Raw genomic sequence first — 22371 nt, 5'->3', positions numbered from 1 at the left:
TCAAGCGGGCGCAGCCCAATCAGATAACGCGAGGTTAACGTGGTAGATTCAACACTGGATAAATCGGCGCCCGGCCCCTGGTCCGGATGGCTTCATGGTTTACTGGGAGTGATCATTTTCAGCGGTTCGCTGCCCGCGACGCGGCTGGCGGTGCAGGATATGGATCCGTTGTTATTGACCTTTCTGCGCGCCTCCATCGCCGGGCTGCTTGCCGTCGCCCTGCTGGTCGGCTTTCGTCAGAAACGCCCGCGCCTGGCGCAGCTTGTGCCCCTGATCATCGTCTCATCCGGGGTGGTGATCGGCTTTCCCCTGCTCACGGCGCTGGCCCTGCAGCGCATCACCTCGGCGCATTCGATTGTGTTTATTGGCCTGCTGCCGCTGATGACCGCCCTCTTCGGCGTACTGCGCGGCGGCGAACGTCCGCGGCGGGCTTTCTGGATCTTTTCGCTGCTGGGCAGCCTGCTGGTGATGGGATTCGCCCTGACGCAAAGTGCGGCGGCGTCGCTCAGCGGCGATCTGCTGATGCTGGCGGCGGTGATCGCCTGCGGCCTCGGCTATGCGGAAGGGGCAAAGCTGACCCGGGAGCTCGGCGGCTGGCAGGTGATTTGCTGGGCGCTGGTGATAGCCCTGCCGTTGATGCTCCCCGCCTCGCTGATGGTTCAGCCCGCCTCCTGGCGCGCCATATCGACCTCCTCCTGGGCCGCGCTGGGCTATGTGTCGCTCTTCAGTATGCTGATCGGTTTTATCTTCTGGTACAAAGGGCTGGCCGCGGGCGGGATCGCCGCCGTCGGCCAGCTCCAGCTATTGCAGCCGTTCTTTGGGCTTGGCCTGTCGGCGGCGCTGTTGCACGAAACCGTCAGCCCCTTGATGCTGGCGGTCACCCTCGGGGTGGTGCTGAGCGTGGTGGGTTCGCGCAAATTTGGCCGCCAGCGGGTTGGCGCAGGGAGCGGGAGCCGCGCCTGACCTGACGCGTCGCCCCGCCGGGGGGGATGACCGCCTACACCGGCCGCGCGTACTGGAGCATCACCTGCAGCAGCACGTTGGCCCCGGCGGCGACGTGCTCCGGCGAGGCATACTCCATTTCGTTATGGCTGATCCCGTCCTTGCAGGGGATAAAAATCATCCCGGTCGGCGCCAGGTAGCTCATATACACGGCGTCATGCCCGGCGCCGGAGACGATCGGCCGCGCCGGGTAGCCCAGCCGCTGCGCGGCATCGGCAATGGCCTGCTGGCATTCGCCATCGAAGGGCGCCGCCGGATAGTGGCTCACCTGCTTCAGGGCCACCTGCAGACCGCTTTGCCGCTCAATCTCCGCGATAAACGCCCGCAGCTGGCGATCCATTTCATCCACCAGCGCATCGCTGAGATTGCGCATATCAATGGAGAAGGTGACCTCTCCGGGCACCACGTTGCGGCTGTTGGGCCACACCTGCACGCTGCCGACGGTGCCGCGTCCCTCTTCGCTGCGCCCGGCAATGGCGACCACCTCCTGCATAATGCGGGTCGCCACCTGCAGGGCATCCTGACGCAGGCGCATCGGCGTGGGCCCGGCGTGCGACGCCTGACCGGTCACCACGCAGTCGTACCAGCGGATCCCCAGCACGCCCTGCACGATACCGATGGTTTTCGCTTCATCTTCGAGAATCGGCCCCTGCTCAATGTGCGCCTCAAAATAGGCGCCGACGGGATGCTCTCCCGGGGTCTGCTCGCCGATATAGCCGATCTGCGCCAGCGCCTCGCCGACGCTGACGCCCTCTTTATCCGTGACGGCCCAGGTCTCCTCCAGCGGGAAGACCCCGGCAAAGACCCCGGAGCCCATCATCACCGGCACAAAGCGCGACCCCTCTTCGTTGGTCCAGAACACCACCTCAATCGGCGCCTCGGTGGCAATCTGCCGATCGTTGAGCGTGCGCACCACCTCCAGCGCCGCCAGCACGCCGTAGTTGCCGTCAAATTTGCCGCCGGAGGGCTGGGTGTCGATATGGCTGCCGGAGACGATGGGCGGCAGGCTGGGGTTGCGCCCTTCCCGGCGCATAAACACATTGCCGATTTTATCGATGGTGACGCTCATCCCGGCCTCCCGCGCCCAGCCAATCACCCGGTCCCGCCCCTGGCGGTCGAGGTCGGTGAGGGTCAGACGGCGGCAGCCGCCCTTCGGCGTGGCGCCGATCTGAGCAAGGTCCATTAACGACGCCCACAGGCGGTCGCCATTGATGCGCCAGCGGGTGGTGTCGGTGGCGGGGGTAAAAAGTACATCACTGCTCATGGTGGTCTCCTGACATCAAGGTCGCCGCCAGCGCAACCGGCGGTGGAAAATAAGGCATCAGCGCCTGGCCTTCATCTGTAGAGTGTGTTGCCGTCGGTCAGACGGCCAGGGCCTGCGCGTGGGCGTCAATCGCCAGCTCGCGCCAGCGGTGGCAACTCACCGTGTGGCGCTCCGCTGCGGCCTCCGTCGGCGGCAGGCTCTGCTCGCAGACCGGGCGACGGTGCGGACAGCGCTCGGCAAAGGCGCAGCCGGGGGGCAAGCGCGCCAGATCCGGCGGCGCGCCGGGAATGCAGTGCAGGGCATCGCCTTTCTTGAGCCCCTCTTTCGGCCGGCTGCCCAGCAGCACCCGGGTATAAGGATGGCGCGGGTGGCGCAGGATCTCGCTCATGGCGGCCTCCTCGACGATCCGCCCGGCGTACATCACCGCCACCCGGTCGGCAATCTCCACCGCGGCGCCGATATCGTGGGTCACAAACACGATCGACAGCCCGCGCTGCTTTTGCTGCTCGCGCAGCAGGATCAGGATCTGGATTTGCACCGTGGCGTCGAGGGCGGTGGTCGGCTCATCCGCCAGCAGCAGCTGCGGGTTACAGGAGAGGGCAAGGGCGATCATCGCCCGCTGGCGCATCCCGCCGGACATCTCGTGCGGGTAAGCCTCCAGCCGCCGTTCGGGGCTGGGAATGCGCACCTGACGCAGGGCCTCCAGCGCCCTGTCCCGGGCCGCCTGGCGCGACAGCCCTTCGTGGCGGCGCAGCCCTTCTATAATCTGCTGCCCGACGGTGTAGACCGGATCGAAGGCCAGAAGCGGCTCCTGAAAAATCATCGCGCAGCGCCCGCCGCGATAGCGCCGCAGCTGGCTGGCGTTCATCGTCAGCACCGCGTCGTCCCCCACCCGCAGGGTGCCGGAGAGCTCACTGCTCCCCGGCGGGTGCAGGCGCATCAGCGCCCGCAGGGTCACGCTCTTGCCGGAACCCGACTCGCCAATCAACGCCATCACCTCCCCCTTTTGTACGTCAAAGGAGACCCCGTTGACCGCGTTGATGGTCTGTCCGTCGCGGCGAAAGACGACCCGCAGGTCGCGCACATGGACAAAGGCGTTATGCGACATGGCTGACCTCCTTAAGAGGGATGCGCTGATGCCAGGGCGAGGCTGGCTGTGCCATCAGGCAGGCGCTCTGGTGCCCCTCCCCAACCGCCTCCAACCGCGGTTTCACCTCGGCGCAGACCGCCTTCGCGTGCGGGCAGCGGGTGTGAAAGCGGCAGCCGCTCGGCGGCGCGATGGGGCTGGGGGGATCGCCGCTCAGCGGCGAGGTCAGGGTGCGGTTTTGCGGATCCATGGAGGGCATCGAGCTTAACAGCGCCCGGGTATAGGGATGGGCGGAGGCGGTAAACAGCTGCTCCGCCGGGCCAATCTCCACCACTTCGCCAAGGTACATGACGAGGATCCGATCCGACAGCCAGCGCACCACGTGCAGATCGTGGCTGATAAACACATAGGTCAGCTCGAGGGTCCGCTTCAGCTCCTGCAGCAGCTGCAGCACCTGAGCTTCCACCGATTTATCCAGCGCCGACACCGCTTCATCAAGAATGACCAGCCGCGGCTTCATCGCCAGCGCGCGGGCGATATTCACCCGCTGCCGCTGGCCGCCGGAGAGCGCATGGGGATAGCGGTCGGCAAAGCGCGCCGGCTCAAGGCCAACGTGCGCCAGCAGATAGCGGGCGTATTCGCTGGCCTCTCTGGCGCTGACGCCGTGGACCCGCTGGCCGAAGGCGATGCTCTCCTCCATGGTCAGGCGCGGATTGAGCGAGGCATAGCTGTCCTGGAAAACCATCTGCACCTGGCGACGGTAGGCTTTCAGCGGCAGACGCGACGAGCCGACCCCCAGCCCGTCGAAGATCAGTTCGCCGCTGTCCTGGGTGAGCAGCTGCATCAGCAGCCGGGCGGTGGTCGATTTGCCGCAGCCCGACTCGCCGACCACCCCCAGGGTTTCGCCTTTCATCACCGTGAAGCTGATATCGTCCACCGCCTGGACCACCTCCCGGCCTTTGCCGCCGCGGAAGTACTTCAGCAGGTGATTGACCTTCAGCAGCGGCTGCGCCGGCCCGCCGAGGTCGATATTGGTAAAGGGTTGCATCGCTTACTCCTTAATCGCCATTGCCGCACGCAGGCGGTCCGCGAGGATATTGAACGAAATGGAGGTGATAAAAATCATCAGGCCCGGCAGGGCGGCCACCCACGGCTGGGTATAGATTGCCGTGCGCAGCGTATTGAGCATCAGCCCCCACTCGGGCTCCGGCGGCCGCACGCCGAGGCCGAGAAACGATAGGCCGGAGGCGAGGATCATGCACACCGAAATCAGTCCGGTGGAGAAGACGAAGATCGGCCCGAGCACGTTACCCAGCACCTGGACGCGGATAATGGTCAACGCGCTGGCGCCGGTGGCCCGGGCGGCGTCGATATAGTCCATATGCCGTACCTGGGCGGTCACGCTCTCGGCAATCCGCGCCACCTGCGGGACAAACACCAGGGTCAGCGACAGCAGCGCATTGCCGATGCCCGCCCCCAGCGCCCCCGACAGCGCAATCGCCAGCAGGACCGAGGGAAAGGCATAGAACACATCCACGGTGCGCATGATCAGGGTATTGATTTTGCCGCCCATGTAGCCAGCGATGATCCCGATGGCGCCGCCGATAAAAAAGGCGAACACCACCGGGACAATCCCCATAAACAGCGACAGCCGGGTGCCGAGGATCAGTCGCGACAGCATGTCGCGCCCCAGCTCATCAGAGCCCAGCGGGAAACCGTCGCTGCCGATGGGCTTCAGGCGCAGGAACATCGACGTTTGATAGGGGTCTTTGACGATAAGCCACGGCCCGAACAGCGCCAGGGCCAGCAGAACGAGAATGATCGCGCCGACGAATACCCCGCCCGGGTCGCGCAGTAAGCGGCGCAGCACGCCGCGCCAGTAACCTTGCCGGGAAGCGTTGGCCGGCGCGGCCGGGACCGCTTTCGTCGTTGCCGTATCCACCATGGTCAGCTCCTCTTTATGCGCGGGTCGAGGGTGGTCTGCAGAATATCCACCAACAGGTTGAGCAATACGAAAAACAGCGCCAACACCCAGATGGTGCCCTGCAGCAGGGGCAGGTCGCGCTGAAAAATGGCGGTGTTGAGCAGCAGTCCGGTTCCCGGCCAGGAGAAGACGGTCTCCACGAGGATCGAGCCGCCCATCAGATAGCCCACCTGCAGCCCCATCACCGCCAGCGCGGTTGGCGCGGCATTTTTCATGACGTGGACAAAGATGCGCGACTCGTTGAGCCCGCGAGCGCGCAGGCCAACGATGAACTCCTGGCTGAGGATATCGGCGACCTGCGAGCGCACGGTGCGGGCGATAATCCCGGTCGGGATCACCGACAGCGTGATGGCCGGCAGCAGCATGAACTGCAGGTGCGCCCAGTCCCATTGCCAGCCCACCTCGCCTATCGGCCCGCCGCCGGTGGCCGGCAGCAGCGCGAACTTGACGCTGCAGAGGATCACCAGCAGCATCCCCAGCCAGTAGTGCGGCACACTGACGCCAAACACCGACAACACCGAGGCCAGACGGTCAATGACGCTGTTGCGAAAATAGCCGGCGACAAAGCCGAACAGACTGCCGAGGACGAAACCGATCGCCGTCGCCAGCAGCGCCAGGCGCAGGGAGTAGCTTACCGCGGTCATCACCTCGTCAATAACCGGGCGGCCGGTGGCGACCGACATACCGAGGTCGCCGTGCAGCGCCCGCCACAGCCAGTGGATAAACTGCAGGGGCAGCGGCTTATCAAAGCCGTAAGCCTGCATCAACGTCTGGCGCAGCGCCTCCGAGGCGTCCGGCGGCATTACCGACACCAGCGGGTCGCCAGGCGCTATCTGCACCAGCATGAAACAGATCACCGCCACCCCAAGCATGGTGGGGATAGCCAGCAGAATGCGGTATAGCAGCGTATTGATCATCGGTCGCCCCTTTCGCGATTACTCTTTTTTGCTCACCAGACTGAGGTCGATAAACCAGCTCTGCGGTTGCACCACCCCGGTCACCGCGGGCGAAATCGCGCGCGGCCCGACGTCGTGGGCGACAAACAGGAACGGCACCTGATCCACCAGCGCGGCGTGCAGCTCGCCGGCGGCTTTATTCATCGCTTCCGGGGTAAAGGCGTGCTTGACGGCGGCGGCCAGCTTCTCCGTCTCCGGAGTGGAGAAGTAACCCCAGTTGGTCGCCACCGGCGGAAACGCTTTGGCGGTCGAGAAGCGGATCAGGCCAAAGTAAGGATCGTTAACCGCGGCGCTGACGTTGATCGCATCGATCCCTTTCGCCGACGGGTCCCGGGCGCCCAGGCGCCAGTTGGTAAACAGGGTGTTCCATTCCACCACTTTGATATCCACATTGAAGAAGCAGCTCTTCAGGCTCTGCTGGATATACTCGTTCATCGGCAAGGGCTGCATCTGCCCGGAGCCGGAGGCCGAGGTGGCCACCGTGACGTGCAGCGGTTTGCTGGCGCTGTATCCGGCCTCGGTCATTAGCTGGCGGGCGGTATCCGGGTCATATTTGATCTGGAAGGTGGGTTTGCCATGCCACGGGCTGTCAGCCTCATAAACCCCGGTGGCCTCGGTCATGTAGCCGCCAAGGTAGCTCTTCAGCTCGGCGCGGTTCAGACACAGGTTGGCCGCTTTGCGCACGCGGATGTCCTGCCACGGCGATCCTTTTTCAAAGGAGAACTGCCAGGGCCACAGGTGCGGCTGGGTATTGGCGTAGAGGTGAAAACCCTGAGACTTGATCTGATCGATGGCGTCCGGCGCCGGGGCTTCAATCCAGTCCACCTGCTTCGACAGCAGCGCCGCGGTACGGGCGTTGGCCTCCGGCAAGGGGATCAGCACCACCTTATCCACCCGGGGAATGCGATCTTTGTTCCAGTAGTCGGGGTTTTTATCGAGGATCAGCTGCTGACGCGGCACCAGCTTCTCCAGTTTGAACGGGCCGCTGCCCACCGCGTGGGCGGCGAAGGCGGTCCACGCCTGTTTGCTGCGCGCGGCGCTATCTCCCGCGCTGGCCGGCACCGCGTCATACTGCTTCTGCCACGCCGTGGGCGAGACAATAAACAGGTTGGTGATGTTGTACGGCAGCAGCGCGTCCGGTTCCGAGGTGGTCAGCGCCACGGTGTGATCGTCAATTTTCTCCGCGCCGGCGAGGGTCGGCATCCGCGACAGGGTGTTGCCGATCTGACCCGGGGCGTACTGTGGCGCTGCTTTATTGAGCACCTTATCCACGTTCCAGACGATGGCGTCGGCGTTCACCTCGCTCCCATCATGAAATTTCACTCCCGGACGCAGGGTGAAAATCCAGCGGCGGGTGTTCTGCGGATCGATGTGCCACTCGGTCGCCAGCCCCGGCACCAGACCGCTGGGCTTTTCCCCTTGCGACAGATCCCACTCCACCAGCGCGTCGTACAGCGGGATGCCGGTAAAGCGGTTGCCCTCATAGCCCTGATCCGGCTGGCCGAGGGTCAACGGAATATCCGCGGCGGTCATGGCGATCCGCAGCGTGGAGGCGTTGGCAGGTAAGGCGGCGCCCGCCAGGGCCAGTGCGCCGCTCACCGCCACGGCGAGACGACCGGCACGCGAAAATAACGTCGTTTTGTGCATCACATGATCCCTGTTAAATAAAGTGTCACTGATTAACAGGCAAAATGCGTACCAGCTCTGGTGCGGGCGGAAATAGGCCGAAACCGATCGATAAAATAAGAAGGACTTATATTATCACCATGATAATTATGGGAAAATAATTCAACCTTATTCTGCCGCACCGCCAGCGGGAAATATGTTGCAGAATTGCACCAGTCGCTATATCGCAAAATTTAAATAATCACGTCGCGTCACTTTTTTATGCTTCCCCCTCCCCCGCCGCGGCGTATTCTCCGCCGGGAACAATCCCTTCTATACTTCAGAGAACACATCGACCGGGAGAGACTATGCCTTTAGCCGATTTTCACCGCTCCGATCCGTTTACCCTCGGTATCGAACTGGAGCTGCAGGTGGTGAACCCGCCGGGTTACGACCTCAGCCAGGATGCCTCGACCCTGATTGCCGACGTCCAGCATGAACTGACCGTGGGAGAAGCCAAGCACGATATCACCGAGAGCATGCTGGAGATCGCCACCGGGGTGTGTCGCGACATCAGCCATGCGCAAGCCCAGCTCAGCGCCATCCAGCAGGCGGTCCAGCGCGCGGCGCTGCATCATCATCTGCAGATCTGCGGCGGCGGTTCGCACCCCTTTCATGCCTGGCAGCGCCAGCAGATCAGCGACAATCCGCGCTATGTCAAAACCGTCGAGCATTTTGGCTATCTGGCGCAGCAGGCGACGGTCTTTGGCCAGCATGTGCACGTCGGCTGCCAGAGCGGCGACGACGCCATCTATCTGCTGCACGGCCTGTCGCGCTTTGTGCCGCATTTCATCGCCCTTAACGCCGCCTCGCCGTGGTTCGACAGCACCGACAGCCGCTTCGCCTGCTCGCGCCTCAACCGCTTCTCCTCTTATCCCGACAACGGCCCGATGCCGTGGGTGGCCGACTGGCAGGGGTTTCGTCGCCTGTTCCGCCAGCTGAGCTACACCAGCATGATCGACAGCATGAAGGATCTGCACTGGGATATTCGCCCCAGCCCGCAGTTTGGGACCGTCGAGGTGCGGGTGATGGACACCCCCCTGACCCTCGCCCAGGCGATCCATATCGCCGGCTTTATTCAGACCCTGGCCTGCTGGCTGTTGACGGAGCGTCCTTTTAAGCACCAGCCTGACGATTATCTGCTGTATCCTTTTAACCGCTATCAGGCCTGCCGCTACGGGCTGGACGGGACTCTCACCGATGTGCGCGGCGGGGAGCAGCGCAGCATCCGCCAGGAGATCCTGCAGCTCGCCGACCGGCTGGCTCCTTTCGCCCATCAGCTGAAGGCGACGGCGGCGCTGGAGGCGGTGGTTCGCCAGGCGAAATCGCCGCACAGCGAGGCGCAGCAGATGCGCGAGTTTATCGCCAACGGCGGTTCGCTTTCCGGGCTGGTGCAAAAACACTGTGAGATTTGGGCGGCATAAGACAGCGAGGCGGGTATACTCGGCGCAGACCATAGAAAGGACCGCCCATGTTATTACGCTGCCTGCTCCCCCTGGCGCTGCTGCCCCTGGCCACCCTCGCCAGCGCCGCCTGTACCCTCACCGACCCGACGCTGACCCTGCAGAGCTATCGGGTGGATGCGCAGAAAGAGCGCATTGCGATGTACTGGCAGGATCGGCACGGCAAAGCCTGGGGTTCCCTGCGTTCGCTGCTGGCGGGTATCGATGGCGATGGCCGGGTGCAGATGGCGATGAACGGCGGCATTTACGATAAGGCCTACGCGCCGCTGGGGCTGTATATCGAAGACGGCAAGCGCCTGACGCCGGTAAACCGCTCCGCCGGCGGCGGGAACTTCTTTATCCGCCCCGGCGGCGTATTCCTGGTGGAGAACGGCCGGGCGAAAATCGTGCCGCTGCCGGCGTTTAAACGCTCTCCCGCCATCCGCTATGCGGTGCAGTCCGGCCCGATGCTGATTGAAAATGGCGCTATCAACTGGCGGCTGAAGCCCTCCGCCAGCTCGCGCAAACTGCGCAACGCCGTTGGCATCGATAAGCAGGGCCGGGTGATATTTATGCTCAGCGAGCGCGAGACCAACTTCTATGATTTTGCCTGCTATGCGCAATCAAAGCTTGGGGTGCGGCAGATGCTTTATCTCGACGGCACCCTGTCGAAGATGTACCGCAAAGGCGGCAGCGTGCCGTGGCAGTATCATCCGTTCGTGACCATGATAACGGTGGAGAGGAAATAGCGGACGCGTTTGGGGGCGGCCATTCCAGCCAGGAGAGTGAATAAATTAACGACAGGCCGGGCAAGGGATTGCCGCCGTGCCCGATGTCCTTGCCCGGTGGCGCTGCGCTTACCGGGCCTACAACGTCTGCTCGCTATGGTATGGCCCCTGAAAGCTACGGGCGTGCAGCGGGGCCGATTCCCCCTGACCCCGGCTCTCCCCAAAAGGAGGGGAGCGCCCGGTAGTCGTTGTGGCGCCGCGCTTACCCCCGCCGATGCGCCCACTCGCGCATACGCTGAAACAGCACATACAGCGAAGGAATAAACAGGATGCCAACCATCGTCGCCACCAGCATCCCGCTGAATACCGTGGTGCCGATGATCCGCCGGCTCTGCGCCCCGGCGCCGGTGGCGAGCATCATCGGCATGATGCCGATAATAAACGACACCGCGGTCATCATCACCGCGCGGAAGCGGCGGGTGGCGCCCTCACGCGCGGCGTCGACTATCGACAGCCCCTCCTCGCGCCGGCTGCGGGCGAACTCAACGATCAGAATCGCATTCTTCGCCGCCAGGGCGATCAGCAGCACCAGCCCTATCTGGACATACACATCGTTGGCATAGCCCGCCGTCCACAGCCAGACCAGCGCTCCGCCGATGGCGAACAGCACCGAGAGCATGACGCTCGCCGGCAGCGTCCAGCTTTCATACTGCGCCACCAGGAACAGCCACGCCATCGCCACCGCCGCCAGCACGATCCACACCGCCTGATTGCCGGTCTGCTGCTCCTGCCAGGAGATCCCGCTCCAGGCGTAGTCATACCCCGGCGGCAGATGGGCCTGCAAAATCTGCTCCATGGCCGCCATCGCCGTGCGGCTGCTGACCCCCTCGGCCGCTGAACCGCTCACCGACACGGACGGGAACTGGTTGTACTGCTGAATAAACGGCGCCCCCACCGTCGGCGTAATGGTGACCAGATTGCTCAGCCGCACCCGCTCGCCGTCGCGGCTGCGGACGTACAGCTCGCTAATCTGCTCAGCCCGCTCGCGCCACTGCATCTCATTTTGCATCACCACATGATAGACACGGTTGTTAAGACTGAAATCGCCGGCGCGCGTGCCGCCGAACGCCGTCTGCAGGCTGCTGAAGATCTGCGCCACCGGCACATCCAGCAGCGCCGCCCGATCGCGGTCGACCGTCAGGGTCAGCTGCGGCACGTTGCTGCTCCAGGTGGTAAATACCCGGCTCAGCTGCGGATGCTGGTTCGCCAGCTGAAGGATCTCCCGCGTCACCTGCTCCAGCTCCGCCGACGACTGACCGGCCTGCGCCAGAATGCGCAGATCAAACCCCGAGGCATTGCCCAGGCCCGGCAGGGTCGGCGGCGCGAAGGTCATGATCGTCGCCTCCGGCAGCGACAGCAGCTGGCGCTGAATATCCGCCATCACCGTATCCAGCGGCGGCCGCTGATGCCAGTCCTTGAGCATCACCGAGATAAACCCGCCGTTAGCGGCGCTGGTGCCGTTGAGAATGTTAAAGCCGGACACCTGAATCACATCCTCCACCGCCGGGTTAGCCGCCAGCAGCTTGCGCGCCTGGGCCATCACCGCTTCGGTGCGCTCCAGCGACGCCGCCTCCGGCAGCTGCACACTGGCAAACAGGTAGCCCTGATCTTCCTGCGGCAGGAAGCCTTTCGGCATCGAGGTGAAGCAGAACGCCACCAGCGCGCCCGCCGCCACCGTCGCCGCCAGCGCCAGCCACGGGCGGCGGTTCATCCACCCCACCAGCCGGCCATAGCCGTCGCGGGTGCCGTCGAGAAGACGGTTAAACGCCCGCCACACTGCCGCCGGCCGGGCGGGTCGCGGGCGCAGCAGCAGTGCGCAGAGGGCCGGGGTCAGGGTTAACGCCACCAGGCTCGACAGGGCCACCGCGGTGGAGAGCGTCACGGCAAACTGCCGATACAGCTCGCCGACGATCCCCGGGAGCAGCGCCACCGGCACAAACACCGCCAACAGCACCAGGGTCGTGGCGATCACCGGCCCGGCGATCTGCCGCAGCGCCTGGGCGGTGGCCTGCAGGCGATCCAGTCCTTCCGCCATTTTGGTTTCGACATTCTCCACCACCACAATGGCGTCATCCACCACCATCGTCAGGGCGAGAATAATCGCGAACAGGCTGAGGGTGTTGGCGCTGTAGCCCAGCAGATAGAGCACCGCAAAGGTGCCGATCAGTGACACCGGGATCGCCAGGGCCACGATCAGCGTCGCCCGCCAGCTCTGCAGGAACAGCGACACCACCACCACCACCGCCAGCAGGGTCAGCGCCAGCGAAACGCCGATCTCTTTGATCGTCGCCGCCACAAAGCGGGTGGTATCGAACTTCACCTCCCAGGTGAGATCCGCCGGAAAGCGAGTGTGCAGGCGGTTAAGCTCCGCGCGCACCGCGCTGGCGACCTGCAGGGCGTTGGCGGTAGGCGTCGGATAGATCCCCAGATAGGCCGACGCTTTACCGTTCAGCTGCGCGCCGGAGCTGTAGCTGCGGGCGCCCAGCTCGATGGTCGCCACGTCGGCGAGGCGCACCAGCTGCCCCTGCGCGCCGCGGCGGAGGATAATCTCGCCAAAGCTGGCCGCCTCGTTCAGACGCCCCAGTCCGTTGATGGTCAGCGTCTGCTGCTGGCCGTTGAACACCGGTGGGGTGCCCACCTGCCCCGCCGCCCCCTGCACATTCTGCTCGCGCAGCGCCTGGGCAACGTCATCCGTGGTGATGTTGAGGGCGTTCATGCGGTCCGGGCGCAGCCAGATGCGCATGCTGTAATCCCGGGCGCCAAACATCTGCACCTCGCCGACGCCTGGCAGGCGGGCCAGCGCCTCGCGCACCTGGGTGCTGGCGTAATTGCTGACAAACAGCGGCGACAGCGTGCCCAGCGGCGAGTAAAGGCTTACCCCCATCAGCAGGTTGCTGGCGCGCTTGCGCACCTGGACGCCATTCTGCTGCACTTCCGCCGGGAGCTGCGCCAGCGCCTGCGCCACCCGGTTTTGCACGTCGATCGCCGCCAGATCGGCATCGGTGCCTGCCGCGAAGGTGATACTCAGGCGGTACGTCCCCTCGTCCGAGCTGGTGGACTCCATATACAGCATATGATCGACGCCGTTGAGCTGGGTCTCCAGCGGGGCGGCGATGGCCTCCGCCACGTCTGATGCGCTGGCGCCCGGCCAGCTGGCGGTGACGTTCACCACCGGGGGCGTGATCGCTGGGTACTGCTCCACCGGGATCAGTTTCAGCGATACCGCGCCGACAAAGGTCAGCAGCAGCGCGATCACCATCGCAAATCGCGGACGACGGATAAAAAAGGTCAGCATCCCCTCTCCTTAGCTAGTTCAGCACCTGCACCGCGGCGCCTTCGCGCAGCCGCTGCGCGCCGTCAGTGATCACCTGCTCGCCCGCCTGCAGCCCTTTCTCGACCGCAAACTGCTGCCCCTGTTGCCCCGCAAGGGTCAGACGACGCTGCCCGGCGGTGTGGTCCGGCTTCAGCACCCAGCTGAAAAAGCCCTGCGGATCCTGCTGCACGGCGGCAGCCGGGATCATCACCCGCGACGACAGCGCTTGCGGACGGAACAGGATCGTCACGCTGCCGCCCGGCAGCAGACGGTGCTGCGGATTGGCAAACTCCGCCCGCACCGCCACGCTGCCGGTGCGGGCGTCGATCCGGTTATCGATGGAAGTCAACACGCCGTCGCGCCGTTTGCCATCCACGTCAATTTGCGCCAGCCATGCCTGCTTCAGGGCGTGGATGTCGGCATGCTGGCCGGTTTTGCTGAAAAACGCGGCTTCGTCGAGGGCAAACGACACCCGTACCGGATCGAGCTGCACGATGTCCGCCAGCACCCCGCTGGACGGGTTGACCAGCGTCCCGACGTGAAAGGCGCTGTGGCCCACCCGCCCGGTCACCGGCGCCGCAATCCGGGTATAACCGAGCACAATCTGCTGAGCCTCGACGCGGGCTTTCGCCTGCTGCACGGCAGCGGCGGCGACGTCGCGCTGCATCCGGGCCGTGTCGAGGTCGTTGCGGCTGATGGAGTGGTTGTTGATGAGCCGCTCATAGCGAGTGAGCAGCTGCTGCGACTGGCGTAGCGAGGCTTCGGCGCTTTTCAGCTCGGCCTGCGCCAGGGCCAGCGCCGCGCGGGGCTGCGCGTCGTCGAGGGTAAACAGCAGGTCGCCCTCGGTCACATACTGCCCGTCCTGGAAGTGGCGCTGAACAATCACCCCTTCGGTGCGCGCGCGAATGTCGACGGCGCGGATCGCCTCGACCCGCCCGGGGATGGCGCGTTCTTCAGCGTGAGGAGCCCGTTCTACCGTGGCGACGCGGACCGGCACCGCCGGCGCGGCGGTCGCCGTCAAGGCGCTGCCGCCCAGGACGCAGGCCAGCAGCGCAAAGCGAAAGGTGTTAATCATAGAGGATCCTTGCGAAAGTAACGCGCGCCTGCAGCCAGGCGCGCGAGATCGATCAGGCCGTTTTGCGGAACCGGCGCGTCAGACGCTTCTCGACTTCCACCACCAGGAACATGGCGATGCCGATGACCAGGGTGACAAACCAGTAGCGCAGCGGCAGCGCTTCCGTGCCAAACATGCTCTGCATCAGCGGGACATAGATAATCACCAGCTGCATCAGCAGCAGGACACCAGTCACCAGCCAGATGCCTTTATTGCGCAGCAGGCCCATGCTCAGGGAGAAGCTGTCGCTGCTGCGGCAGTTGATCATGTAGACCCACTGCGCCGTCACCAGCATCTGCAGCAGCACGGTGCGGATAAACTCCGGACTGTGGCCGCGCGGCGCCAGCCAGGCCTCAAGGATAAAGGCGGCAATCGCGATCATCGACCCGACGAAAGCCACCCGCCACACGGCGAAACCATCCATCACGTGCTGGCCGGTTTTACGCGGCGGGCGGTTCATCACGTTGCGCTCCGCGGCCTCAAAGGCCAGGCCGAAGGAGAGGGTCGCCGACGTCGCCATGTTCATCCACAGGATCAGCACCGGGGTCAGCGGAATCATGTTCCCCGCCAGCAGGGCGATGATGATCAGCAGCCCCTGCGCCAGGTTGGTCGGCATGATGAAGAGGATGGTCTTCTTCAGGTTGTCATAGACCCGACGGCCCTCTTTTACCGAGCTGGCGATGGTGGCGAAGTTATCATCGGTCAACACCATGTCAGCCGCCTCTTTGGTGACTTCGGTGCCTTTGATGCCCATGGCGATACCCACGTCGGCCTGGCGCAGCGCCGGCGCGTCGTTGACGCCGTCGCCGGTCATGCCGACCACTTCGCCGTTATCCTGCAGGGCTTTCACCAGGCGCAGCTTATGCTCCGGGCTGGTGCGGGCAAAGATGTCGTACTCCACCGCCGCCTTCGCCAGCGCCGCATCGTCCATGTGCTCCAGCTGGTAGCCGGTCATGGCCTGGCTGCTGTTGGTGATCCCCAGCATCTGGCCGATGCTCATCGCCGTCTGCGGGTGGTCGCCGGTGATCATCTTCACGCGGATGCCGGCGGTCTGGCAGGCGTGAATAGCGTCAATCGCTTCCGGACGCGGGGGATCCATCATCCCGGCGATGCCGAGGAAAATCAGTCCCTCCTGCAGGTCCTCATGGTTCAGCGTGGTGGCATCAACGCTGGCCGGCTTACAGGCCGCCGCCACCATGCGCAGCCCCTGACGGGCGAAGCGCGCCATCTCCTCTTCCCAGTACTGCGCCTCGAAGGGCACCGCGCCCTGGCGGGTCATCTGCTCGCGGCACATGCCGAAGATGACGTCCGGCGCACCGGTGATTAACACCCGGGCATCGCCATCAATGTGCTGCAGCGTCGACATATATTTGTACTGTGAGTCAAAAGGGATCTTGGCCACCAGACGGGCCTCCACCGCCGGGAGCTGCGCTTTCGCCGCCAGCACCTTCAGCGCCCCTTCGGTCGGCCCGCCGGTGATCCCCCACAGACCGCGCTCATCCTGGGTAAGCTGGCTGTCGTTGCACAGGTCGATGGTGCGCAGCCAGGTCTCCAGCACGGTACCCGGCTGAACCTGCACGGGCTCATCGCTCCCCTCAAGGAAGATCCGCCCCTGCGGCTCATAGCTGTCGCCTTCCACCCGGTAGCAGCAGTCGGCGGTGATGATCGCCTTGACGGTCATTTCGTTCATCGTCAGGGTGCCGGTTTTATCCGAGCAGACCACGGTCATGGCGCCGAGGGTTTCCACGGTCGGCAGCTTACGGATAATCGCCCGCTTGCGCGCCATCGTCTGGACGCCGAGCGACAGAATAATCGAGATGATCGCCGGCAGCCCCTCCGGTACCGCGGCCACCGCCAGGCTAATCAGCGACAGCAGCAGTTCGCCCATCGGGATGTCCCGCAACGCGAGGCTGAAAATAAACAGCGCCACCATCATGGCGAGGATAATGACGAAAATCGCTTTGCCGAGCTTATCCATCTGCACCAGCAGCGGGGTGCGGTGCTTCTCAATGCCCGCCATCATCTGGTTGATATGGCCGAGTTCGGTCTGCGCGCCGGTGGCGGTCACCACGCCGACGCCGCCGCCGGCGCTGACGGTGGTCCCGGAGAAGACCATGTTCACCCGGTCGCCCAGCGGCAGGTCGCCCTCCAGCGCGTCGGTGATTTTATCCACCACCGTCGACTCGCCGGTGAGGATCGCCTCTTCCACCCGCAGGTTGTGCGTTTCAATCAGCCGCATGTCCGCCGGCACGCGGTCGCCGGCGCGCAGGATAACGATATCCCCCGGAACCAGGTCGCGCGTCGGGATAGTCTCATGTTTGCCGTTACGCTGGACGCGGGCATCGCTGGAGAGCATGTTGCGGATCCCCTGCAGGGATTTTTCGGCGTTGCTCTCCTGGATATGGCCGATCAGGGCGTTAATCACCGTCACGCCAAGGATCACCAGGGTATCGACCCAGTGACCCATGATGGCGGTGAGCGCCGCAGCGGCCAGCAGCACATAAATCAGTACGTCGTTAAAGTGGGCGAGAAAGCGCAGCCAGGTCGGTTTTCCCTTCTTTTCCGGCAGCGCGTTCGGCCCGCAGGTATTCAGGCGCTCGGCGGCGTCTGCGGAACTTAACCCAGCGGCCTGGCTTTTGGTCTGCGCCAGCACTGCGTCAACGGTCTGCTGCCAGACCTGCCGTGGCGCGGTGTCGCCCGAGGGCGTCGTAAACTTTGGGTTATTCATCTTGGTCAAATTACATTTTCCTTATAAATTCCGTGAGTCGGAAAGCCTGAAATCATTCCTGGCCAATGCAATAAAAGGTGGCAAAAAAGCCGATAAAAATGTGAACCATTACAAGCCTAAATTTTTCGCAAAATAAAAAATATGTGGTAAGTTAATTCCACGAATCAACTATTACAGAATATTAATAAACCAAAACTAAACGAGGTCAAATATGTTTGGAATCTACCGCGGACGCCGTCTGGCGCTGTACATCCTGCTGGCCATCATCGCTGCCACGCTGGTTGGGTATAGCACTTATAGTTTTGTAAAAGCGCTGGCATAATAATGACGTTAATTTACAAGCAACGAATTTTAATTTAATTACAAATTATTTCAGATTAATTAACATGAGAAGACAACGCAGGCAATAATATTAAAAAGAGGCGCATTAAGGCGAGTAAAATACAAAGCATATTGCGTTAGGTGTTATTTTGCCGGACAATATGTTTTTTAACTGATGATTAACATGACATGAAACATCCGCTGGAAACGCTCCTCTCCGCCGCCGGGATCTTACTGCTGGCCCTGCTCTCCTGTCTGCTGTTGCCCGCGCCGTCGCTGGGCCTGACGCTGGCGCAAAAGCTGGTTGAGACATTCCATATGATGGATCTCAACCAGCTTTATACCGTGCTGTTTTGTCTGTGGTTCCTGGCGCTGGGCGCCATTGAGTATCTGGTGCTGCGCTGGGTGTGGCGTCGCTGGTTTTCCCTCGAACGCTAAATCAGGAAGGGCGCGCCTCAGTGGGCGCGGCTGTGGTTCTCTTTACGGTAGGCGCCCGGCGGCAGATTGAAGGTCCGGGTGAAGACGCGGGTAAAGGTCTGTTGTGAATCGAAGCCATACTTCAGGCAGATATCGTAGACCCGCTGATCGGTGTCGCGCAGATCGCGGGCGGCCAGCAGCAGCTTCCTTTCGCGTATATAGCGCCCCAGGCTCTCCCCTTTATACTGTAAAAACAGCCGTTGCAGATGCCATTTCGAATACCCGGCATGGCGAGCGATATCATCAATACGCAGCGGTTGATGCAGGTTGTCATCAATCCACTCGACGATAGTGTCAATCACCTGAGCGGAAATCGTCATATGCTCTCTCCTCTGATACTGCACTGGCGCTTAGCGCCACCAGGCGTTAAATGATTGCGTCTTATCGGCGACCCACACCGGCTCGCCCTGCACAGGCGTCAGCAGACGCCAGGCCCTTCCTTCGCTGGCAGCCGCCAGCCGTTGATACGGTTCATCCCAGCTGTGTTTCGCCAAAACGAATCGTCCTGCATGCCCAGGCAGCACCGCGCGAGCGCGCAGGTCGTCAGCAGCCTGAGCCGTTTCATCCGGCATCATGTGGATATATTTCCAGTCCTGGTCATACTGTCCGTTCTCCATGATCGCCAGATCGATCGGACCGAACTCATCGCCTATCGCTTTAAAGTGCGGCCCATACCCGCTGTCGCCGCTGTAATAAATCTTTTGCTGCGGGGTAACGAACAGAAAACTGGCCCACAGCGTCTGGTTGCGCTTCAGCCCACGGCCGGAAAAGTGCCGCGCCGGCAGGACGTGGACGGTGAGCTCATCGCTAACCGGAATCGCCTGCTGCCAGTCCGCTTCGGTAATCAGCGCCCCGTCCATTCCCCAGTAGCGCAGGTGCGACCCAACCCCCAGCGGCGTAATGACCCGCTTAATTTTCGGCAGCAGAGCGCGGATGGTGGCGTAATCCAGATGGTCGTAGTGATCGTGGGAGACGATCAGCAGATCGATCTCCGGCATCCCTTCCGCCCGCCACGGATAATCGCCGGGGAAGGCTTTATTGATAAAGGAGAACGGCGCCGCGTAATCGCTGAACACCGGGTCGATCAGGATGCGTTTTCCCGCCAGCTGCAGATACCAGGAAGAGTGGCCGAGCCAGACCATTACGTCCTGCCCGAGGGGCAGCGTCGCCAGATCAGTTTTCACCAGCGGCAGCGGCTGCGCGGGACGGGCGTTTTCCCGTTTGGTCATCAAAAAATCCCACCACGCCGCCAGCATATTTTTCTGCCCGGTGAATCCCGGCGTGGGCAGTTGGTTATGGAACTGGCCGTCCCGGTAGTGGGGAGACGCTTCCACCTGGCTAAGCTGTGCCCCCTGCGGCGCCTTACCAAAACCGGCATTGAGGACAAACGGCAATGTCGTTGCTGCTGCGAGTAACATGATGGCGACCACGCTGAAAGTGACACGGTTCATATCCTGACCAGACAAAAGCCCCCATCCCGGAGGCTTTATGATATAACTTGATTATGAGTGAGTACGCACTCATTATTAGGAATGTGATGAAAGTCGTCAAGACGATTTTCAATTTTTGCGTTCCGCCGTTGCAGCGACCTGGTCAGACGTGCAAAGATCGGCGGTTTGTTTAAACCTGCGTGAGGAAAAATGTAGTGGCTCGTCCAAAGAGTGAAGATAAAAAGCAAGCGTTACTGGAAGCTGCCGCCGCGGCTTTCGCCCAGTCCGGCATCGCCGCCTCGACGTCGGCCATCGCCCGCAGCGCCGGGGTTGCCGAGGGGACGCTGTTTCGCTATTTCGCCACCAAGGATGAGTTGCTCAACGAACTGTACCTCGCCATTAAGCTGCGCCTGGTGCGGATGATGATCGCCGGGCTGGATCCGGACGAAAAGCGCCCGAAAGAGAACGCGCGCAATATCTGGAACAGCTATATCGACTGGGGCGTGCGCAACCCGATGGAGCACAAGGCGATCCGCCGGATGGCGCTCAGCGAGCGCATCACGGACGAAACCCGCCGCCAGGTGAAAGAGAGCTTTCCGGAGCTCAACGAAATGTGCCAGCTGTCGGTGAAAGAGATATTCCTCAGCGAAGCGTATCGCGCCTTTGGCGATGCCCTGTTTCTGTCGCTGGCGGAAACCACTATCGAATTCGCCAGCCACGATCCGCAGCGCGCCCGGGAGATTATCGCCCTTGGCTTTGAAGCCATGTGGAACGCCCTGCATGAGGCGGATGCCAAATGACGCCGGAAACGCTGCACCCCTGCGCCCACCGTATCGCCCTGACCTACCCGTTTACCGAGCACTGCTGGCCCTTTGGGCCGGAGTACGACGTGTTTAAGGTCGACGGCCGCATCTTTATGATCACCATGACCATTCGCGGCCGGGCGCTGGTCAACCTCAAGGCCGAGCCGCAGAAGTCGCTGCTCAATCAGGAAATTTATCGCAGTATCGAACCGGGCTACCATATGAACAAGAAACACTGGATCACGGTGGTGCCGGGGGACGACATCAGCGAGGATCTGCTGGCCGAGCTGATTGACGACTCATGGCATCAGGTGGTGAACAAGCTGAGCAAAAAGGCCCAGCAGCGCCTGCGTCCGCGCTGATTTTCAGCCAAACGCGATAAGTGTTATCGCATTTTTCACCCTTATCATTTGGCGATCTTCGCTGTACTCTTCCTCTCCTGAACGCACCGGTAAGGTGCTGTAAACTGTGAGGAAGAGTTATGGATATCGTATCGGTCGCTTTGAAGCGCTATTCCACCAAGGCCTTTGACGCCACGAAAAAGCTGACTGCCGGGGAAGCGGAACAGCTGAAAACGCTGCTGCAGTACAGCCCGTCTAGCACCAACTCCCAGCCGTGGCACTTTATCGTCGCCAGCACCGATGAAGGGAAAGCCCGCGTGGCGAAAGCCGCCAGCGGTACCTACGTGTTCAACGAACGTAAAATTCTCGACGCCTCGCACGTGGTGGTGTTCTGCGCGAAAACCGCGATGGACGACGCCTGGCTGCAGCGCGTCGTGGATCAGGAAGAGGCCGATGGCCGTTTCGCCACCCCGGACGCAAAAGCCGCTAACCACAAGGGTCGCACTTTCTTTGCCGATATGCACCGCAAAGAGCTGAAGGATGACGATCAATGGATGGCGAAGCAGGTGTATCTCAACGTCGGCAATTTCCTGCTGGGCGTAGCGGCGATGGGTCTCGACGCCGTGCCGATTGAAGGGGTTGATTTTGCGATCCTCGATGAGGAATTTGACCTGAAAGCCCAGGGCTACACCAGCCTGGTGGTGGTCCCGGTCGGCCATCATAGCGTTGAAGACTTTAACGCCTCCCTGCCGAAGTCGCGTCTGCCGCAGTCGACGACGATTACCGAGATTTAATCTCCCCACAAGGCGCCTTTAACCGGGCGCCTGTGGTGTCGCTTGTCAGTGCCGGGTGGCGGCTACGCCTGACCCGGTCTACATAACCCTCTCTATATCAGCTGGTTAGCCCTCACCGTAGGCCCGTGCAAGCGCAGCGCCGCCGGGCGCGTTAATTTAATACAGTAAAACTTGTGGGTGCTTTATACCGCAGGCTAACGCGTATCGCGTTAAGGTATCCAGACTGGCGCGGGTGATATTGGCTTCCATTCTGGAGACCGTTGGCGCACTCACCCCCATCCTCTGCGCCACCTGGGCTCGTGTCAGCCCCGCCTGCTCGCGCCATTGCGCCAGCATAGTACGTAATCGATGTTGACGTTCTTGCGCATCGAACGCAGCCTGAACCTCAGGCTGGCTGAGCAGTTCCGTTTTTAACGTATCCCAGTCAATGATCTTTTTACTCATTGCGCATCTCCTCTAATCGCTTCAGCGCCAGGCGAATTTCCGATGACGGGGTTTTTTGCGTTTTCTTGACAAAAACCCGTAGCAGAAAGAGCGTCTTGCCTTGCTGAAAAACGTAAATCCCCCGCCCCTGTACCGAACCTAACGCCCGAATTTCGAATAGCCCCTGCCCCAGCGGTTTACTGTCAGGTTCTCTCAGCGCGGTGGGATTTTGGCGTAACTTGTCTAATTGCCTGATCATCTTCGCCTGGACAATGGCCGGAAGCGCCTGCAATTCCTTTTTAACGTCCACGTGCACAACCATTCTGAACATCAGACTCCCTTCCTCTAAATGTTAGCATATAAGGCAAATTGCCTTAAAGGCTAATTTTGCCGATGCCCGGCAAGCGTATGCGCATTTGCTGCCAATCGCAGAAAAACG

General features: G+C 62.3%; 20 protein-coding genes. 7 read left to right on the top strand and 13 right to left on the bottom strand.

Features of this window, described 5'->3' with window-relative positions; genetic code table 11:
- Positions 1-54 precede the first annotated feature (54 nt).
- Positions 55-963 carry a DMT family transporter gene (locus tag ABLU95_RS18845; protein WP_101976845.1) on the top strand — a complete coding sequence of 303 codons (909 nt, stop codon included), beginning with the start codon at positions 55-57 and terminating at the stop codon, positions 961-963.
- A 34-nt stretch (positions 964-997) separates the two neighbouring features.
- Here the strand turns inward: ABLU95_RS18845 and ABLU95_RS18840 are convergent, their stop codons facing one another.
- From ABLU95_RS18840 to ABLU95_RS18815, 6 genes are all read right to left on the bottom strand, one after another.
- Positions 998-2266 carry a Zn-dependent hydrolase gene (locus ABLU95_RS18840; protein WP_243805529.1) on the bottom strand — a complete coding sequence of 423 codons (1269 nt, stop codon included), beginning with the start codon at positions 2264-2266 and terminating at the stop codon, positions 998-1000.
- Between the two features lie 97 nt (positions 2267-2363).
- The gene (locus ABLU95_RS18835) at positions 2364-3374 is read right to left on the bottom strand and encodes an ABC transporter ATP-binding protein (protein ID WP_044521499.1); all 1011 of its coding nucleotides are present in this window, start codon (positions 3372-3374) and stop codon (positions 2364-2366) included.
- Positions 3364-4401, bottom strand: a complete 1038-nt coding sequence (locus tag ABLU95_RS18830; RefSeq protein WP_023288742.1) for an ABC transporter ATP-binding protein — start codon at positions 4399-4401, stop codon at positions 3364-3366. Before ABLU95_RS18830 ends, ABLU95_RS18835 begins: the two co-directional genes overlap by 11 nt.
- A gap of 3 nt (positions 4402-4404) precedes the next feature.
- A complete protein-coding gene (locus ABLU95_RS18825) occupies positions 4405-5298 on the bottom strand; it encodes an ABC transporter permease (protein WP_023288741.1) in 894 nt (297 codons plus the stop codon).
- Positions 5299-5300: 2 nt separating this feature from the next.
- Complete coding sequence (locus ABLU95_RS18820) at positions 5301-6254, bottom strand: ABC transporter permease (protein WP_023288740.1); 954 nt, start codon at positions 6252-6254, stop codon at positions 5301-5303.
- An 18-nt stretch (positions 6255-6272) separates the two neighbouring features.
- Complete coding sequence (locus ABLU95_RS18815; RefSeq protein WP_241515615.1) at positions 6273-7940, bottom strand: ABC transporter substrate-binding protein; 1668 nt, start codon at positions 7938-7940, stop codon at positions 6273-6275.
- A 326-nt stretch (positions 7941-8266) separates the two neighbouring features.
- Between ABLU95_RS18815 and ABLU95_RS18810 the strand changes: the two genes are divergently transcribed.
- Positions 8267-9382, top strand: a complete 1116-nt coding sequence (locus tag ABLU95_RS18810) for a YbdK family carboxylate-amine ligase (RefSeq protein ID WP_048296974.1) — start codon at positions 8267-8269, stop codon at positions 9380-9382.
- A 47-nt stretch (positions 9383-9429) separates the two neighbouring features.
- Positions 9430-10149: a phosphodiester glycosidase family protein gene (locus ABLU95_RS18805; RefSeq protein ID WP_348880169.1), complete on the top strand. Its 720-nt coding sequence runs from the start codon at positions 9430-9432 to the stop codon at positions 10147-10149.
- Positions 10150-10390: 241 nt separating this feature from the next.
- On the opposite strand, the gene ABLU95_RS18800 is transcribed toward ABLU95_RS18805, so the two are convergent.
- The 3 genes from ABLU95_RS18800 to ABLU95_RS18790 are packed head-to-tail and all read right to left on the bottom strand — an operon-like array spanning position 10391 to position 17352.
- The gene (locus ABLU95_RS18800) at positions 10391-13483 is read right to left on the bottom strand and encodes an efflux RND transporter permease subunit (protein WP_241515614.1); all 3093 of its coding nucleotides are present in this window, start codon (positions 13481-13483) and stop codon (positions 10391-10393) included.
- A 13-nt stretch (positions 13484-13496) separates the two neighbouring features.
- The gene (locus tag ABLU95_RS18795) at positions 13497-14576 is read right to left on the bottom strand and encodes an efflux RND transporter periplasmic adaptor subunit (RefSeq protein ID WP_023288735.1); all 1080 of its coding nucleotides are present in this window, start codon (positions 14574-14576) and stop codon (positions 13497-13499) included.
- 52 nt (positions 14577-14628) lie between these two features.
- Positions 14629-17352, bottom strand: a complete 2724-nt coding sequence (locus ABLU95_RS18790; protein ID WP_348880166.1) for a cation-transporting P-type ATPase — start codon at positions 17350-17352, stop codon at positions 14629-14631.
- Between the two features lie 501 nt (positions 17353-17853).
- On the opposite strand from ABLU95_RS18790, the gene ABLU95_RS18785 reads away from it, so the two are divergent.
- Complete coding sequence (locus ABLU95_RS18785; RefSeq protein WP_002893037.1) at positions 17854-18102, top strand: DUF1158 domain-containing protein; 249 nt, start codon at positions 17854-17856, stop codon at positions 18100-18102.
- Between the two features lie 17 nt (positions 18103-18119).
- On the opposite strand, the gene ABLU95_RS18780 is transcribed toward ABLU95_RS18785, so the two are convergent.
- Together ABLU95_RS18780 and ABLU95_RS18775 are read right to left on the bottom strand one after the other, a co-directional pair.
- Positions 18120-18461, bottom strand: a complete 342-nt coding sequence (locus ABLU95_RS18780) for a RamA family antibiotic efflux transcriptional regulator (RefSeq protein WP_004202492.1) — start codon at positions 18459-18461, stop codon at positions 18120-18122.
- Between the two features lie 30 nt (positions 18462-18491).
- Entirely contained in the window at positions 18492-19607 is a 1116-nt protein-coding gene (locus ABLU95_RS18775; RefSeq protein ID WP_162543091.1) for an MBL fold metallo-hydrolase, read from the bottom strand.
- A gap of 179 nt (positions 19608-19786) precedes the next feature.
- Here ABLU95_RS18775 and ABLU95_RS18770 point away from each other — a divergent pair, with 179 nt between their 5' ends.
- From ABLU95_RS18770 to nfsB, 3 genes are all read left to right on the top strand, one after another.
- Positions 19787-20371, top strand: a complete 585-nt coding sequence (locus tag ABLU95_RS18770) for a TetR/AcrR family transcriptional regulator (protein WP_023288732.1) — start codon at positions 19787-19789, stop codon at positions 20369-20371.
- A complete protein-coding gene (locus ABLU95_RS18765) occupies positions 20368-20736 on the top strand; it encodes an MmcQ/YjbR family DNA-binding protein (RefSeq protein ID WP_004202487.1) in 369 nt (122 codons plus the stop codon). The genes ABLU95_RS18770 and ABLU95_RS18765 overlap by 4 nt, the downstream gene beginning before the upstream one ends.
- 119 nt (positions 20737-20855) lie before the next feature.
- Entirely contained in the window at positions 20856-21509 is a 654-nt protein-coding gene (nfsB, locus tag ABLU95_RS18760) for an oxygen-insensitive NAD(P)H nitroreductase (protein ID WP_023288731.1), read from the top strand.
- Between the two features lie 156 nt (positions 21510-21665).
- On the opposite strand, the gene ABLU95_RS18755 is transcribed toward nfsB, so the two are convergent.
- A complete protein-coding gene (locus ABLU95_RS18755) occupies positions 21666-21953 on the bottom strand; it encodes a helix-turn-helix transcriptional regulator (protein WP_049013658.1) in 288 nt (95 codons plus the stop codon).
- Positions 21946-22263, bottom strand: a complete 318-nt coding sequence (locus ABLU95_RS18750; RefSeq protein ID WP_049013659.1) for a type II toxin-antitoxin system RelE/ParE family toxin — start codon at positions 22261-22263, stop codon at positions 21946-21948. Before ABLU95_RS18750 ends, ABLU95_RS18755 begins: the two co-directional genes overlap by 8 nt.
- Between the last annotated feature and the right edge of the window lie 108 nt (positions 22264-22371).

Origin of the sequence: Klebsiella sp. GG_Kp146 (assembly GCF_040061975.1) — a bacterium.
Lineage (GTDB): Bacteria > Pseudomonadota > Gammaproteobacteria > Enterobacterales > Enterobacteriaceae > Klebsiella > Klebsiella quasipneumoniae.
This window is presented reverse-complemented; position numbering and strand designations above follow the sequence as displayed.

Excerpts from the sequence above, each read along its gene's own strand:
- ABLU95_RS18780 (WP_004202492.1), bottom strand. The coding sequence starts at position 18,461 with ATGACGATTTCCGCTCAGGTGATTGACACTATCGTCGAGTGGATTGAT.
- ABLU95_RS18815 (WP_241515615.1), bottom strand. The coding sequence starts at position 7,940 with ATGCACAAAACGACGTTATTTTCGCGTGCCGGTCGTCTCGCCGTGGCG.
- ABLU95_RS18810 (WP_048296974.1), top strand. The coding sequence starts at position 8,267 with ATGCCTTTAGCCGATTTTCACCGCTCCGATCCGTTTACCCTCGGTATC.
- nfsB (WP_023288731.1), top strand. The coding sequence starts at position 20,856 with ATGGATATCGTATCGGTCGCTTTGAAGCGCTATTCCACCAAGGCCTTT.
- ABLU95_RS18835 (WP_044521499.1), bottom strand. The coding sequence starts at position 3,374 with ATGTCGCATAACGCCTTTGTCCATGTGCGCGACCTGCGGGTCGTCTTT.
- ABLU95_RS18765 (WP_004202487.1), top strand. The coding sequence starts at position 20,368 with ATGACGCCGGAAACGCTGCACCCCTGCGCCCACCGTATCGCCCTGACC.
- ABLU95_RS18795 (WP_023288735.1), bottom strand. The coding sequence starts at position 14,576 with ATGATTAACACCTTTCGCTTTGCGCTGCTGGCCTGCGTCCTGGGCGGC.
- ABLU95_RS18785 (WP_002893037.1), top strand. The coding sequence starts at position 17,854 with ATGAAACATCCGCTGGAAACGCTCCTCTCCGCCGCCGGGATCTTACTG.
- ABLU95_RS18800 (WP_241515614.1), bottom strand. The coding sequence starts at position 13,483 with ATGCTGACCTTTTTTATCCGTCGTCCGCGATTTGCGATGGTGATCGCG.
- ABLU95_RS18830 (WP_023288742.1), bottom strand. The coding sequence starts at position 4,401 with ATGCAACCCTTTACCAATATCGACCTCGGCGGGCCGGCGCAGCCGCTG.
- ABLU95_RS18820 (WP_023288740.1), bottom strand. The coding sequence starts at position 6,254 with ATGATCAATACGCTGCTATACCGCATTCTGCTGGCTATCCCCACCATG.
- ABLU95_RS18825 (WP_023288741.1), bottom strand. The coding sequence starts at position 5,298 with ATGGTGGATACGGCAACGACGAAAGCGGTCCCGGCCGCGCCGGCCAAC.
- ABLU95_RS18805 (WP_348880169.1), top strand. The coding sequence starts at position 9,430 with ATGTTATTACGCTGCCTGCTCCCCCTGGCGCTGCTGCCCCTGGCCACC.
- ABLU95_RS18840 (WP_243805529.1), bottom strand. The coding sequence starts at position 2,266 with ATGAGCAGTGATGTACTTTTTACCCCCGCCACCGACACCACCCGCTGG.
- ABLU95_RS18750 (WP_049013659.1), bottom strand. The coding sequence starts at position 22,263 with ATGTTCAGAATGGTTGTGCACGTGGACGTTAAAAAGGAATTGCAGGCG.
- ABLU95_RS18755 (WP_049013658.1), bottom strand. The coding sequence starts at position 21,953 with ATGAGTAAAAAGATCATTGACTGGGATACGTTAAAAACGGAACTGCTC.